Annotated in this window: 9 protein-coding genes; all 9 read left to right on the forward strand. The window is 71.4% G+C overall.

The window, feature by feature from the left end; genetic code table 11:
- Positions 1-28: 28 nt before the first annotated feature.
- The 9 genes from pulA to J7E88_RS01455 all read left to right on the forward strand — a co-directional run bounded on the left by pulA (position 29) and on the right by J7E88_RS01455 (position 14,334).
- Positions 29-5,413 carry a pullulanase-type alpha-1,6-glucosidase gene (pulA, locus tag J7E88_RS01415; RefSeq protein ID WP_215176364.1) on the forward strand — a complete coding sequence of 1,795 codons (5,385 nt, stop codon included), beginning with the start codon at positions 29-31 and terminating at the stop codon, positions 5,411-5,413.
- Between the two features lie 85 nt (positions 5,414-5,498).
- Positions 5,499-5,897 carry a cell division protein SepF gene (locus J7E88_RS01420; RefSeq protein ID WP_215176365.1) on the forward strand — a complete coding sequence of 133 codons (399 nt, stop codon included), beginning with the start codon at positions 5,499-5,501 and terminating at the stop codon, positions 5,895-5,897.
- A gap of 56 nt (positions 5,898-5,953) precedes the next feature.
- Positions 5,954-7,123, forward strand: a complete 1,170-nt coding sequence (locus J7E88_RS01425) for an AAA family ATPase (protein ID WP_215176367.1) — start codon at positions 5,954-5,956, stop codon at positions 7,121-7,123.
- On the forward strand, positions 7,120-7,452 hold the full coding sequence (locus J7E88_RS01430) for a nucleotide pyrophosphohydrolase (protein WP_215176368.1): 333 nt from the start codon (positions 7,120-7,122) through the stop codon (positions 7,450-7,452). Before J7E88_RS01425 ends, J7E88_RS01430 begins: the two co-directional genes overlap by 4 nt.
- A 257-nt stretch (positions 7,453-7,709) precedes the next feature.
- On the forward strand, positions 7,710-8,237 hold the full coding sequence (locus J7E88_RS01435) for a DUF6099 family protein (RefSeq protein ID WP_215176369.1): 528 nt from the start codon (positions 7,710-7,712) through the stop codon (positions 8,235-8,237).
- A 119-nt stretch (positions 8,238-8,356) separates the two neighbouring features.
- Positions 8,357-9,280 carry an LLM class F420-dependent oxidoreductase gene (locus tag J7E88_RS01440; protein WP_215176370.1) on the forward strand — a complete coding sequence of 308 codons (924 nt, stop codon included), beginning with the start codon at positions 8,357-8,359 and terminating at the stop codon, positions 9,278-9,280.
- A 15-nt stretch (positions 9,281-9,295) separates the two neighbouring features.
- Complete coding sequence (gene mmuM, locus J7E88_RS01445) at positions 9,296-10,201, forward strand: homocysteine S-methyltransferase (protein WP_215176373.1); 906 nt, start codon at positions 9,296-9,298, stop codon at positions 10,199-10,201.
- 87 nt (positions 10,202-10,288) lie between these two features.
- Positions 10,289-11,764: a 3' terminal RNA ribose 2'-O-methyltransferase Hen1 gene (locus J7E88_RS01450; RefSeq protein WP_215176374.1), complete on the forward strand. Its 1,476-nt coding sequence runs from the start codon at positions 10,289-10,291 to the stop codon at positions 11,762-11,764.
- A complete protein-coding gene (locus J7E88_RS01455) occupies positions 11,761-14,334 on the forward strand; it encodes a polynucleotide kinase-phosphatase (RefSeq protein WP_215176376.1) in 2,574 nt (857 codons plus the stop codon). Before J7E88_RS01450 ends, J7E88_RS01455 begins: the two co-directional genes overlap by 4 nt.
- Positions 14,335-14,537: the final 203 nt, after the last annotated feature.

Consider the following 14,537-nt stretch of genomic DNA (forward strand, 5'->3'; position numbering starts at 1 on the left):
CACCATCACCCTCATCCAGGAGATCCGTGTGATACGCCTCCGTATCCGCCTGCGCCCGGGCGCGGCCGCCGTCGCCGCGGCGACGGTCGCGGCGCTCGTTCCCGCCCTTCCGGCGGCGGCCGCGCCGAAGCCGCCACCGCCGCCCTCGGACAGAGCCCTGGCCGCCCAGCCGGCCCGCCACGACCTGACGCGCGAACAGTTCTACTTCGTGCTGCCGGACCGTTTCGCCAACGGCGACACCGACAACGACCGCGGCGGCCTCACCGGCACCCGGACGACCACCGGTTTCGACCCGGCCGACAAGGGCTTCTACCAGGGCGGTGACCTGAAGGGGCTCACCGAGAAGCTGGACTACATCAAGGGGCTCGGCACCACCGCCATCTGGATGGCGCCCATCTTCAAGAACCAGCCCGTCCAGGGCGAGGGCAAGGACGCGAGCGCCGCCTACCACGGCTACTGGATCACCGACTTCACCCAGGTCGACCCCCACTTCGGGACCAACGCCGACCTGGAGAGGCTGATCGACAAGGCCCATGACAAGGGCATGAAGGTCTTCTTCGACGTCATCACCAACCACACCGCCGATGTCGTCGACTACAAGGAGAAGTCGTACGGCTATCTGTCCAAGGGAGCCTTCCCGTACCTGACGAAGGACGGCGAGCCGTTCGACGACAGCGACTACGCGGACGGCGGCAACGGCTTCCCGCGGACGGGCCCGGACTCCTTCCCGCGCACGCCCGTCGTCCCCGAGGCGAAGAAGAACGTCAAGGTCCCCGCCTGGCTCAACGACCCGGAGATGTACCACAACCGGGGCGACTCGACCTTCGCGGGCGAGTCGGCCGCCCACGGTGACTTCTCCGGCCTCGACGACCTGTGGACCGAGCGTCCCGAGGTCGTCGAGGGGATGACGAAGATCTACCAGCGCTGGGTGCGCGACTTCGGCATCGACGGCTTCCGCATCGACACGGTCAAGCACGTCAACACCGAGTTCTGGACCCAGTGGGCCACCGCCCTCGACGCCTACGCGGCCAAGCGCGGCCGGGACGACTTCTTCATGTTCGGCGAGGTCTACTCGGCCGATCCGGCGATCACCTCGCCGTACGTCACCCGCGGCCGCCTCGACGCCACGCTCGACTTCCCCTTCCAGGAAGCGGCACGCGGCTACGCCTCCCAGGGCGGCTCCGCCGACAAGCTGGCGAACCTTTTCGCGCAGGACTACCGCTACACCACGGACAAGGCCAACGCCTACGAGTCCGTGCCCTTCCTCGGCAACCACGACATGGGCCGCTTCGGCACCTTCCTGCGGCGGGACAACCCGCAGGCCGGCGACAGCGAGCTGCTGAAGCGCTACCGGCTCGCCAACGAGCTCATGTTCCTCATCCGCGGCAACCCGGTCGTCTACTACGGCGACGAGCAGGGCTTCACCGGTGCGGGCGGCGACAAGGACGCACGCCAGAGCCTGTTCGCGTCGAAGACCGCCGACTATCTCGACGACGACCAGCTCGGCACCGGCCGCACCCACGCCGAGGACGCGTACGACACCGCGCACCCGCTGTACCGGTCCGTCGCCGCGCTGTCGAAGCTGACCAAGGCCCACCCGGCGCTGCGGGACGGCATCCAGCAGCAGCGCTACGCAGAAGGCTCCGTGTACGCCTTCTCCCGTACGGACCACGCGGCCAGGACCGAGTACGTCGTGGCCCTGAACAACGCGGACGCCGCGAAGACCGTCCGCATTCCGACCGGTTCGCCCGACACCGCCTTCATCGCGATCCACGGCGGTGACGCCACCGTCCGCAGCGGCGGCGACGCCACGGTCGAGGTCACCGTCCCGGCGCTCTCCTCGCTCGTGCTCAAGGCCGCGAAGCCGCTGGCCGCGCCCGCCGCGAAGCCCACGGTCACGCTCAAGGCCCCCGACGCGGGCGCGACGGGCACCGTCGAGATCGCCGCCGACACCGACGGCGGACAGCTGAACCGGGTCGTGTTCGCCGCGCAGGTCGGCAACGGCACGTGGCAGGTCCTCGGCTCCGCCGACCACGCCCCTTACAAGGTCACCCAGCACATCACCGCTCCGGCCGGAACCGCCCTGCGCTACAAGGCCGTCGTCGTCGACAGCGCGGGCCGCACCGCGAGTGCCACGGCCACGACGACCAGCGGCGCGCCCGCCGTCGAGCAGCCGCCGACCGCCACCCAGCGGGACTACGCGGTCGTCCACTACAAGCGGGCGGACGGCGACTACGCCGACTGGGGCCTGTACACCTGGGGTGACATCGCCGACGGCGAAGGCACCACCTGGCCCGCGGGCAAGCCCTTCACCGGCCGGGACGCGTACGGCGCCTTCGCCTACGTGAAGCTGAAGCCCGGCGCCTCCTCGGTCGGCTTCATCGCCGTGAACAAGGACGGTGTGAAGGACACCGACGCCGACCGCACCATCGACCTGTCGAAGACCGGCGAGGTCTGGATCGAGCAGGGCAAGCCGGAGGTCCTGGCGACCGCGCCGGAGGGTGCCTACCCGCCCCAGGACACGTCAAAGGCCGTACTGCACTACAAGCGGGCGGACGGCGACCACGCGGGCTGGGGACTGCACACCTGGACCGGCGCGGCGAACCCCACCGACTGGTCCAAGCCGCTGGAGCCCGTACGGACCGACGCGTACGGCGCGGTCTTCGAGGTGCCGCTCGCGGCGGGTGCGACCTCGCTCAGCTACATCCTGCACAAGGGCGACGAGAAGGACCTGCCGTCCGACCAGTCGCTCGATCTCAAGGCGAACGGCCACGAGGTGTGGCTGCTCGCCGGTCAGGAGAAGTACCTTCTGCCGCAGCCCAAGGGCGGCGGCGCGGCCCTGGACCTGGCCAAGGCGCAGGCAGTCTGGATCGACGAGAACACTGTGGCCTGGAACGGCAGCGACGCCGCCGCCTCCAGCGCCCTGCTCTACTCACGTGACGGCTCCATCGCCGTCGAGGACGGCGCCCTGACCGGCGACGCGCGGGTGCTGCGCCTGCACAAGGCGGCACTGACCGACGCGCAGAAGGCGAAGTACCCGCATCTCAAGGCGTACACGGCCTACCACGTCGACGAGCGTGACCGGGACAGGGTGCGCGAGGCGCTTCGCGGGCAGCTCGTGGCGGCGCAGTACGCGGCCAACGGCGCCGTGGTCACCGCCACCGGCGTCCAGATCGCCGGAGTGCTCGACGACCTTTATGCCGCGAAGGCCACCAAAACCTCGCTCGGCGCCACCTTCGACAGCAAGGGCGTGCCCACGCTGCGGCTGTGGGCGCCGACGGCGCAGCAGGTGGCCCTGGAGCTCGGCGGCAGGACCGTCGCCATGCGCCGCGACGACGCGAGCGGCGTCTGGTCGGTCAAGGGCAGGAAGAACTGGAAGGGAAAGACGTACCGCTTCGCCGTGAAGGTCTGGGCCCCGAGCGTCCAGAAGATCGTCACCAACAAGGTCACCGACCCCTACGCGCTCGCCCTGACAGCGAACTCGCAGAAGAGCATCGTCGTCGACCTCTCGGACACCTCTCTCGCTCCGCCCGGCTGGTCGGCGCTGAAGAAGCCGGCCGCCGTGCCGCTCCGGGACGCCCAGATCCAGGAGCTGCACATCCGCGACTTCTCCGTCGCCGACCCGACGGCCGAGCACCGGGGCACCTACCTCGCCTTCGCCGACAAGGACAGCAAGGGCTCGAAGCACCTGCGCGCACTCGCCGGCGCCGGCACCTCCTACGTCCACCTGCTGCCCGCCTTCGACATCGGCACCATCCCCGAGAAGAAGGGCGACCAGCAGCAGCCGGATTGCGACTTGAAGATCTACGCACCCGACTCGGAGGAGCAGCAGGCCTGCGTCGCCGAGGCCGCCGCGAAGGACGCCTACAACTGGGGCTACGACCCCCTGCACTACACGGTCCCCGAGGGCTCCTACGCCACCGACCCCGACGGCACGAAGCGCACGGTCGAATTCCGGCAGATGGTGAAGTCCCTCAACGAGGACGGCCTTCGCACCGTCATGGACGTCGTCTACAACCACACGGTCGCGAGCGGTCAGGCGGACAAGTCCGTTCTCGACAAGATCGTGCCCGGCTATTACCAGCGGCTGCTCGCCGACGGCTCCGTCGCCACCTCCACCTGCTGCGCGAACACCGCGCCCGAGAACGCCATGATGGGCAAGCTCGTCGTGGACTCGGTGGTGACCTGGGCGCGTGACTACAAGGTGGACGGCTTCCGCTTCGACCTGATGGGCCACCATCCGAAGGCCAACATCCTCGCGGTGCGTGCCGCGCTCGACAAGCTGACCATCGAACGCGACGGCGTCGACGGGAAGAACATCGTCCTGTACGGCGAGGGCTGGAACTTCGGCGAGATCGCCGACGACGCCCGCTTCGTGCAGGCCACCCAGAAGAACATGGCCGGCACCGGCATCGCGACCTTCTCCGACCGGGCGCGCGACGCCGTGCGCGGCGGCGGCCCGTTCGACGAGGATCCGGGGGTGCAGGGCTTCGCCTCGGGCCTCTACACCGACCCGAACACCTCCGAGGCCAACGGCACCGAGGCCGAGCAGCGGACGCGGCTGCTGCACTACCAGGACCTGATCAAGGTGGGCCTGTCCGGCAACCTCGCGTCGTACTCCTTCAGGGACACCAGCGGCCGTGAGGTCAAGGGCTCGGAGGTCGACTACAACGGCTCCCCGGCCGGTTACGCCGCGGCGCCCGGTGACGCGCTCGCCTACGCGGACGCCCACGACAACGAGACGCTGTACGACGCCCTCGCCTTCAAGCTCCCCGCCCGCACCCCGGCGGCGGACCGGGCGCGCATGCAGGTGCTCGCGATGGCGACCTCGGCCCTGTCGCAGGGGCCCGCGCTCTCCCAGGCGGGCACCGACCTGCTGCGCTCGAAGTCGCTGGACCGCAACTCCTACGACAGCGGCGACTGGTTCAACGCCGTCCACTGGGACTGCCGCGACGGCAACGGCTTCGGCCGCGGCCTGCCGCCCGCCGCGGACAACAAGCCCAAGTGGGGATACGCGAAGCCGCTGCTGACGAATCCGGCGCTCACCGTCGGCTGCGACCAGATCGACGGCGCCTCGGCCGCCTACCGCGACCTGCTCGAGGTCCGGACCACCGAGCCCGCCTTCGGCCTGGCCACCGCGGCGGACGTCCAGTCCGCGCTCTCCTTCCCGCTGTCCGGCAAGGACGAGACCCCGGGCGTGATCACCATGCGGCTCGGTGACCTGGTCGTGGTGTTCAACGCCACGCCGGAGCGGCAGACCCAGCGGATCACGGAACTGGCGGGCACGCCGTACGGGCTGCACCGCATCCAGGGCACGGGCGCGGACGAGGTCGTCAAGTCCTCGGCGTACGCAAGGAGTACGGGCACGTTCTCCGTGCCGGCCCGCACGGTGGCCGTTTTCGCGCGGGGCTGACGCCTCCGGCGCCCACCGAAGGTTCTCCCGTCCCTCACCCGTGTCGCTGTTGGGCCGAACGGGTGAGGGGCGGGAGGATGGTCCCATGAGTAGGTACGAGAGGTACGACGTCACCGACGAGCAGTGGGAGGGCCTGGCCCAGGTGGTGCCGCTGCGCAGTCGCGACGAGTGGCCGTCGCGGGTGGACCACCGGACCGTCCCGCAGGACTACGCGGTCGCCGAGAACCGTCGCTTCGTCGTGCTGCGGGTGCAGGTCTTCGCCGACGCGCGCGAGGTCGCGGAGTACCTCGTCAACCGGACGCCCGTCCTGCTGGACCTGACGGCGGCCGACACGGAAGTGGCCAAGCGCATCCTGGACTTCAGCAGCGGTGTCGTCTTCGGGCTCGGCAGCGCGATGCACCGCGTCGACCGCAACGTGTTCCTCCTGGCGCCCGTCGGCACCGAGGTGGAAGGAGCCGAGGCCGACGCCGTCCCTCATTCGTAGGACGCCGGCCACGGCGGAACGGTTCGGCGGTGATCACACTGCGTACCGTCCCGCTCATGGATGCGAACGCACCGGTCGTCGAACCGCACACACGGCCCGGCGAGGCCGGCGCCGCCCGGCCCCAGGTCACCGAACTACGGCTCACCGCCTTCAGGAAGCACCGTGGGGCGGTCCTCGCCCTCGGCCCCATGACGCTCTTCGCGGGTGCCAGCGGCAGCGGCAAGTCGAGTGCCCTCCAGGCGTACGAGGCACTCGCCCTGCTCGGCTGCGGACACGATCTCGAGGCCGCTTTCCCCGAGGCGGCCGACTGCGTTCCGGAAGGGGCACGGGCCGACCGGCAGGGGCGCCGCGGCTTCCGGATCGGGTGCACGGTGGACGGGCCCGCCGGACCCGTGCGCCTCGACCTCGCGGTCCAGGCCGTCCCGCGCCTGGAGGTCGTCGGTGAGCGGCTGACCGCCGGCGGACGGACCTTGCTCACCACGGCCCTGCGCGATCCCGCACGCCCGGAGGTGGAGGCCGCCTGGCACACCGCCGGTGCGGCCGGTGTCACCCGCGGCCGGCTGCCCGCCGACCGGCTCGGCACCGCCCTGCTGCCGCTGCACGTCGCCGGAAGGACCCCGGCGCAGCTGCGGGTGCTGGCCGCTGCCGAGCAGGTGGTCCTCGCGCTGCGGTCGGTCTTCGCCTGCGACCCGTGGCCCCAGCGGATGCGGAAGCCGGTCGCGGCCGGCCCGGGCAGGCTGCGGCGCGGGTGCGACAACCTGGCCGAGGTCCTGCACCGTACGCGCAGCGAATGCGGCAAGCGGCATGCGCGGCTCGCCGCGGCGGCGCGTGTGGGATGCGCGGGGGAGGTGACGGACCTGCGCGTGGAGGAGCTGGGGAACGGCACGGTGCGGGCGTTGCTCGCCCGCGGCGGCACATGCGCCGACACGCCCCTCGGGCGGCTCGGGGAGGGGGAGTTGAGGTACCTGGCCCTCGCTCTTGTCCTGCTCACCGGTCCGGGCGTGCTGTCCGTGGACCAGGTGGCAGAGGTGCCGGCGGCGTACCAGTCGCTGACCGTGCTGGCGGACGGCTTCGACCGCTGCCTGGATCCCGCGCAGGCGCGCGAACTGGTGGGCCTGGCGGCCGAGATGTGCGCCAGAGGGCACATCCGGCTGGCGGGGGCGGTCTTTGACGCGTCGTGCGCACGCGGGGTCGACGGAGTGTCGGTGGTAGACCTGGTGCCGTGACGAGAGACGACGGGCTGGACGTGGCGGGGCTGCAGCGCAGGCTGGCGCAGTTCGCGGCGGCGCGTGACTGGCAGCCGTACCACACCCCGAAGAACCTGGCGGTGGCGCTGAGCGTGGAATCCGCCGAACTGGTCGAGATCTTCCAGTGGCTGACGCCCGAACAGTCGGCACGTGTGATGGAGGACGACGGCACGGCGCACCGCGTGCGCGACGAGGTCGCGGATGTGCTCGCGTATCTGCTGCAGTTCTGCGAGGTGCTCGGGATCGACGCGCTTCAGGCCCTGTCCGACAAGATCGACCGCAACGAGGGGCGTTTCCCGGCGCCGTAGCGACGCCGGGGCGCGTCGTGGCGACGCCGGGGCATCGCCGGGGTGCTCCGGGGGTTGCGGGGGCGCTGCGGACAGATGTGGTGAGGTCACGGCCCGGCTGCTTCGACACCCCTTCGTCACTCTTTGGAGTTATCGAGTTATCCACAACAGCCCTGGTGTCCACAGATTTCCGAATTCCCTTGGCTTTTCTGGTCAATGACCTTCACTCTGGGTAATGAACTGAGTGGGCAGGAAGTCGTACGAACGGGGGCGCGCTCATGGAAGCGTTACGGCTCATCGAGATCAGCCGCCATGCACTGGCGCAGAGCCGGTCCGCGCCGGAGATCGTGGCCGAGGCCTGGCAGATCCAGGCGCTGGCCCAGGCGATCGGCAGCCGGCTCGCGATGAGCGGGCCCGCCGAGGTCCGAGGCGAGGCCCGGGGGCTCGGCGAGATCGGCGGGCGGGGGTGCGGTGTGCTCGACCATCCGATGGTGCGCAGCGGAGGCGTGCGGGCCACGCAACTGACGTCAGTGAGCGACCCGCAGGCCGCGTTGATCGGGCTGAACGTCCTGCTCGGCGAGGTCGGCATCGCTCTCGTCGGCGTCGCCTGCGCCACGGACGACGAGGGGCTCTACTGGCAGTGCATCGAGACGATAGACACCGCGGACGAGTCGAGCGACCGTGTGCGTGGCATGCTGCGCCGCCTCGCGGAGCACGAGCCCGACCGCCCTCCCGAAACGGTCCGCGGACGGGCGGGCCCCGCGGGGCCCGTCGCCGAGATGGGCCCGGCGGCCGGTGCTGTGTGAACCGGCCCGCGTGAGCCGGCGCTGCGTGACCCTGGCCTGGTGAACGTGCCGCGTGACCGGCCCTCGTCACCTGCCCCTCTGACGTGATTGCGTGGCGGCGAAAGGTGCAGGATGGATGCATGGATCTTCGAATCTTCACCGAGCCTCAGCAAGGGGCGAGCTACGACACCCTGCTGCGCGTCGCGAAGGCCACCGAAGAGCTCGGCTTCGACGCCTTCTTCCGGTCCGACCACTACCTGCGCATGGGCTCCGCCGACGGCATGCCCGGCCCGACCGACGCCTGGATCACCCTGGCCGGGCTGGCCCGCGAGACCAAGCGGATCCGCCTCGGCACACTGATGACGGCGGCCACCTTCCGGCTCCCCGGCGTGCTGGCCATCCAGGTCGCCCAGGTCGACCAGATGTCGGGCGGCCGGATCGAACTGGGGCTGGGCGCGGGCTGGTTCGAGGCGGAGCACCAGGCGTACGGCATCCCCTTCCCCAAGGAGAAGTTCGCCCGTCTCGAGGAGCAACTGGAGATCGTCACCGGCCTGTGGGCCACCGAGGTCGGCAGGACCTTCACCTATGAGGGCGACCACTACCGGCTGACCGACTCCCCGGCCCTGCCCAAGCCCGTCCAGGACAAGATCCCCGTGCTGATCGGCGGCCACGGCGCGACCCGCACCCCCCGCCTCGCCGCGCGGTACGCCGACGAGTTCAACCTGCCCTTCTCCTCGGTCGAGGACACCGAGCGCCAGTTCGGCCGGGTCCGTACCGCCGCCGAGAAGGCCGGACGCTCCCCCGACGACCTGATCTACTCGAACGCGCTGGTGGTGTGCGTCGGCAAGGACGACGGCGAGGTGGCCCGCCGCGCGGCGGCGATCGGCCGCGACGTGGACGAGCTCAAGGCGAACGGACTGGCCGGGTCCCCGGCCGAGGTCGTCGACAAGATCGGCCACTACGCGGCGGCCGGCTCGTCCCGGATCTATCTCCAAGTGCTGGACCTGCACGATCTGGACCACCTGGAGCACATCTCCGACCAGGTCATGGCCCAGTTGACCTGATTCCCGGGAGCCACCGTGAGACCTGTCCGCACACTCGCCGAAGCGCTCGCCCGGGACGTCCTCGTCCTCGACGGCGGGCTGTCCAACCAGTTGGAGGCACAGGGCTGCGACCTGTCGGACGACCTCTGGTCGGCACGGCTGCTCGCCGACGATCCACGGCAGATCGAAGGGGCGCACGCGGCATACCTACGGGCGGGCGCCCAGGTGCTCATCACGGCGAGCTACCAGGCCACGTTCGAGGGGTTCGCCCGCCGGGGCATCCGGCACGACGAGGCCGCCCGCCTCCTCGGCCGCAGCGTCGCACTGGCGCGCAGCGCGGCCGAGGAGGCGCCCCGCGAGGTGTGGGTCGCCGCCTCGGTCGGCCCGTACGGGGCGATGCCGGCCGACGGCAGTGAGTACCGGGGCCGCTACGGGCTGACCTCGGCGGAGCTGGAGCGCTTCCACCGGCCGCGGATCGAGGCCCTCGTGGCCGCCGGTCCGGACGTGCTGGCCCTGGAGACCGTCCCGGACGCCGACGAGGCGCGGGCGCTGCTGCGGGCGACCGAGGGATGCGGCGTACCGGTGTGGCTGTCGTACACCGTCGCGGGCGGGCGGACCCGGGCCGGCCAGGACCTCGCCGAGGCGTTCGCCCTGACCGCGGACCGGGGCGACGTGCTCGCAGTCGGCGTGAACTGCTGCGACCCGGACGAGGTGGCCGCGGCGGTCCGCACCGCCGCCGAGGTCACCGGCAAACCCGTGGTCGCCTACCCCAACAGCGGGGAGGGATGGAACGCCGCCGAGCGGCGCTGGCAGGGCGCGAGCGCGTACGACCCTGCCGCGGCGCGCGCCTGGTGTGCCGGCGGAGCCCGGCTCGTCGGCGGCTGCTGCCGTGTGGGCCCGGCGGAGATCGGGGCGCTGGCCCGGCTCCTGGGCACGGGGTGACGCCTGCCGCGCGGTGGTGGCGCTCTGGGGCCTGCTTGTGACAAAAACTGCTGGTCGGGGCGGACCGAGCGGACGATACTCAAACACGTGTTCCTGACGATCAGTACGACCGGTACCCCCGAACGTCCCGCGACCGACCTCGGCTTCCTGCTGCACAAGCACCCCGACAAGGCGCAGTCGTTCTCCACCTCGCACGGCACCGCACACGTCTTCTACCCCGAGGCGTCCGCGGAACGGTGCACGGCCGCACTGCTGCTGGAGGTGGATCCGGTGGCGCTCGTGCGGCGCGGCAAGGGCAAGGGCCGTGGCGGCGCCCCCGACTCCGCGCTCGCCCAATACGTCAACGACCGCCCCTACGCGGCGTCGTCGCTGATGGCCGTGGCGCTGAGCACGGTGTTCAAGACCGCGCTGCGCGGTGTGTGCGCTGCCCTGCCCGAACGGGCCGAGGCCACGCTGCCGCTTCGCATCGAGGTGCCGGCGGTCGCCGCCCGTGGCGGCGCCGACCTGGTCCGGGCGCTGTTCGAACCGCTCGGCTGGACCTCGGTCGAGGCCGAACCGGTGGCCCTGGACGAGAAGTTCCCCGAATGGGGCGCATCGCGCTATGTGCAGCTGGTGCTCGAAGGGGAGCTGCGGCTCGCCGACGCTCTGCGTCAGCTGTACGTCCTGCTCCCCGTCCTCGACGACGCCAAGCACTACTGGGTCGCGCCCGACGAGGTCGACAAGCTGCTGCGCGCGGGCGAGGGCTGGCTCGCCGATCACCCCCAGCAGAAGCTCATCACCAGCCGCTACCTGTCCCGCCGCTGGGGACTGACCCGGCAGGCCATGGAGCGCCTGGAACTGGTGCGCCTCGCCGAGGCCGACGACCTCCGTGTCGAGGACGTGGACAACGCCGTGGACGAGACCACCGACACCGAGGAGCGCCCGGTGCCGCTCGCCGAACAGCGCAGGGAAGCGATCCTCGAGGCGCTGCGCGCCGTCGGCGCGAGCCGTGTCCTCGACCTGGGCTGCGGGCAGGGCCAGTTGGTGCAGGCGCTGCTCAAGGACGTTCGGTTCACCGAGATCGTCGGCGTCGACGTATCGGTGCGCGCCCTGACCATCGCCGGGCGCCGCCTCAAGCTGGACCGCCTCGGCGAGCGGCAGGCCGCCCGCGTCGCACTGATCCAGGGCTCCCTCACATACACCGACAAGCGGCTCGCGGGCTACGACGCCGCCGTGCTCAGCGAGGTCATCGAGCACCTCGACCTGCCCAGGCTGCCCGCCCTCGAATACGCGGTGTTCGGCTCGGCGCGCCCGCAGACCGTGCTGGTGACCACGCCGAACGTCGAGTACAACGTTCGCTGGGAGACGCTGCCCGCCGGACATGTGCGCCACGGCGACCACCGGTTCGAATGGACCCGCGAGGAGTTCCGGACCTGGGCCGAAGCCGTCGCCGGGCGCCACGGCTACGCGGTGCGCTTCGTCCCCATCGGCCCCGACGATCCCGAGGTGGGCCCGCCGACCCAGATGGCGGTGTTCGACAAGACGACGACCGACACGACCACGAAGCAGGCGACCGCCGCATGACCAGCACCACGGAAACGACCGCCACCGCTGCCGCCCCCGGCCGGCGGCTCCCGGTGACCGACCTGTCCCTCGTGGTCCTCGTCGGCGCCACCGGTTCGGGCAAGTCCACGTTCGCCCACAAGCACTTCAAGCGCACCGAGGTCGTCTCCTCGGACTTCTGCCGCGGCCTCGTCGCCGACGACGAGAACGACCAGAGCGCGAGCGGTGACGCGTTCGACGTCCTGCACTACATCGTGGGCAAGCGGCTCGCCGCCGGACGGCTGACCGTCGTCGACGCCACCAACGTGCAGACCGAGAGCCGCCGGCAGCTCGTACGCCTCGGCCGCGAGCACGACGTGCTGCCCATCGCCATCGTCCTCGACCTCCCCGAGGACGTCTGCGCCGCACGCAACGCCACCCGCCCCGACCGCGCCGGCATGCCCGGCCATGTCATCGCGCGCCACCGCCGCGAACTGCGCCGCTCCCTGCGCGGACTGGAACGCGAGGGCTTCCGCAAGGTCCACGTCCTGCGCAGCCCGGAGGAGGTCGACAGCGCCGAGATCGTCCTCGAACGCCGCTACAACGACCTGCGCCATCTCACCGGACCGTTCGACATCATCGGTGACATCCACGGCTGCAGCTTGGAGCTGGAGACCCTGCTCCGCAAGCTCGGCTACGACAACGGCGCTCACCCCGAGGGCCGTACGGCTGTCTTCGTCGGCGACCTCGTCGACCGCGGCCCCGACAGCCCCGGAGTGCTGCGCCGCGTCATGGGCATGGTCGCGGCGGGCAACGCCCTGTGCGTACCGGGCAACCACGAGAACAAGCTGGGCCGCTACCTCAAGGGACGAGCCGTCCAGCACACGCACGGCCTCGCCGAGACCATCGAGCAGCTGGAGAAGGAGGACGCCCGCGACCCCGCCTTCCGGGAGCAGGTGCGGGAGTTCATCGACGGCCTCGTCAGCCACTACGTGCTCGACGAGGGCAAGCTCGTGGTCTGCCACGCCGGCCTGCCCGAGAAGTACCACGGCCGCACCTCCGGCCGCGTCCGCTCGCACGCGCTGTACGGCGACACGACCGGTGAGACCGACGAGTTCGGGCTGCCCGTGCGCTACCCCTGGGCCGAGGACTACCGCGGCCGGGCAGCCGTCGTCTACGGACACACGCCGGTGCCCAACACGTCGTGGATCAACAACACCATCTGCCTGGACACCGGCGCCGTCTTCGGCGGCAGGATGACCGCGCTGCGCTGGCCGGAGCGGGAACTGGTCGACGTGCCGGCCGAGAAGGTCTGGTACGAGCCGGCCAGGCCGCTCGTCACCGAGGCGCCCGGCGGCCGCGAGGGGCGTCCGCTCGACCTCGCCGACGTATCGGGCCGCCGGATCGTCGAGACCCGGCACATGGCACGCATCGGCGTGCGCGAGGAGAACGCGGCCGCGGCGCTTGAGGTCATGAGCCGCTTCGCCGTCGACCCCCGGCTGCTGGCCTATCTGCCGCCGACGATGGCACCCACCGCCACGTCGCGGGAGGAGGGGTACCTGGAGTATCCGGCCGAGGCGTTCGCCCAGTACCGGGCCGACGGCATCAGCAGGGTCGTGTGCGAGGAGAAGCACATGGGATCGCGGGCGGTCGCGCTCGTGTGCCGCGACGCGGACGCGGCCCGGGAGAGGTTCGGCGTGGACGGTCCCACCGGCGCTCTGCACACCCGTACCGGGCGGCCGTTCTTCGACGACGAGGCGGTCACCGAGGAGATCCTCCAGCGGCTGCGTACGGCCGTCGGCGCGGCCGGGCTGTGGGACCAACTCGACACCGACTGGCTGCTGCTGGACGGCGAACTGATGCCCTGGTCGCTGAAAGCGTCCGGTCTGCTGCGCTCCCAGTACGCGGCGGTCGGCGCCGCCTCGGGCGCCGTGCTGCCCAAGGCGGGCGCGGCGCTGGAGGCAGCCGTCGCACGAGGCGTCGCCGTGGCGGACCTGCACACCCGGCAGCTCGAACGGGCCACCGACGCCGCGGCGTTCACGGACGCCTACCGCCGCTACTGCTGGACGACCGACGGCCTCGACGGGGTGCGGCTCGCGCCGTTCCAGGTCCTCGCCTGCCGGGGCCGCTCGCTCGCCGCGGTCGCGCACGACGAGCAGCTCGCCTGGCTGGACCGGCTCGTGGAGCACGACCCGACCGGGCTGCTGCAGGTCACGCGGCGACTGGTCGTCGACACCGGCGACGAGGAGTCCGTGCGCGCGGGCGTGGACTGGTGGCTGGAGATGACGGGCCGCGGCGGCGAGGGCATGGTCGTCAAGCCGCTGCAGGCGCTCGCCAAGGACGGCAGGGGCCGGCTGGTGCAGCCGGGCATCAAGGTCCGCGGCCGTGAGTACCTGCGCATCATCTACGGCCCGGAGTACACCCGTCCGCAGAACCTGGAGCGGCTGCGCCAGAGGTTCCTGAACCACAAGCGCTCACTCGCCCTGCGCGAGTACGCCCTCGGACTGGAGGCACTGGACCGGCTTGCCGACGGGGAGCCGCTGTGGCGGGTCCACGAGGCCGTGTTCGCGGTGCTGGCCCTGGAATCGGAGCCGGTCGACCCCCGGCTCTGAACAGGTCCGGCCGGCTGCGGGGAGGCACTGTCAGTGCCTCCCCGCAGCGCCGTGGCAGCGCCGAGCATGCGTTAGTCACGCACCGCGGCGTTCGGTGGGCGTCTTGGTCCATACGCGAGCCCGGCCTGGCAGTCGCAGCCCCCTCTGGTGGCGAAGCGGATACCGAAGCCGCCGAGCCCCGCGACGCAGGCCGCCGCGACCGA

The sequence above is a fragment of the Streptomyces sp. ISL-10 genome (genome assembly GCF_018614575.1).
In the GTDB taxonomy this organism is placed as follows: Bacteria; Actinomycetota; Actinomycetes; order Streptomycetales; family Streptomycetaceae; genus Streptomyces.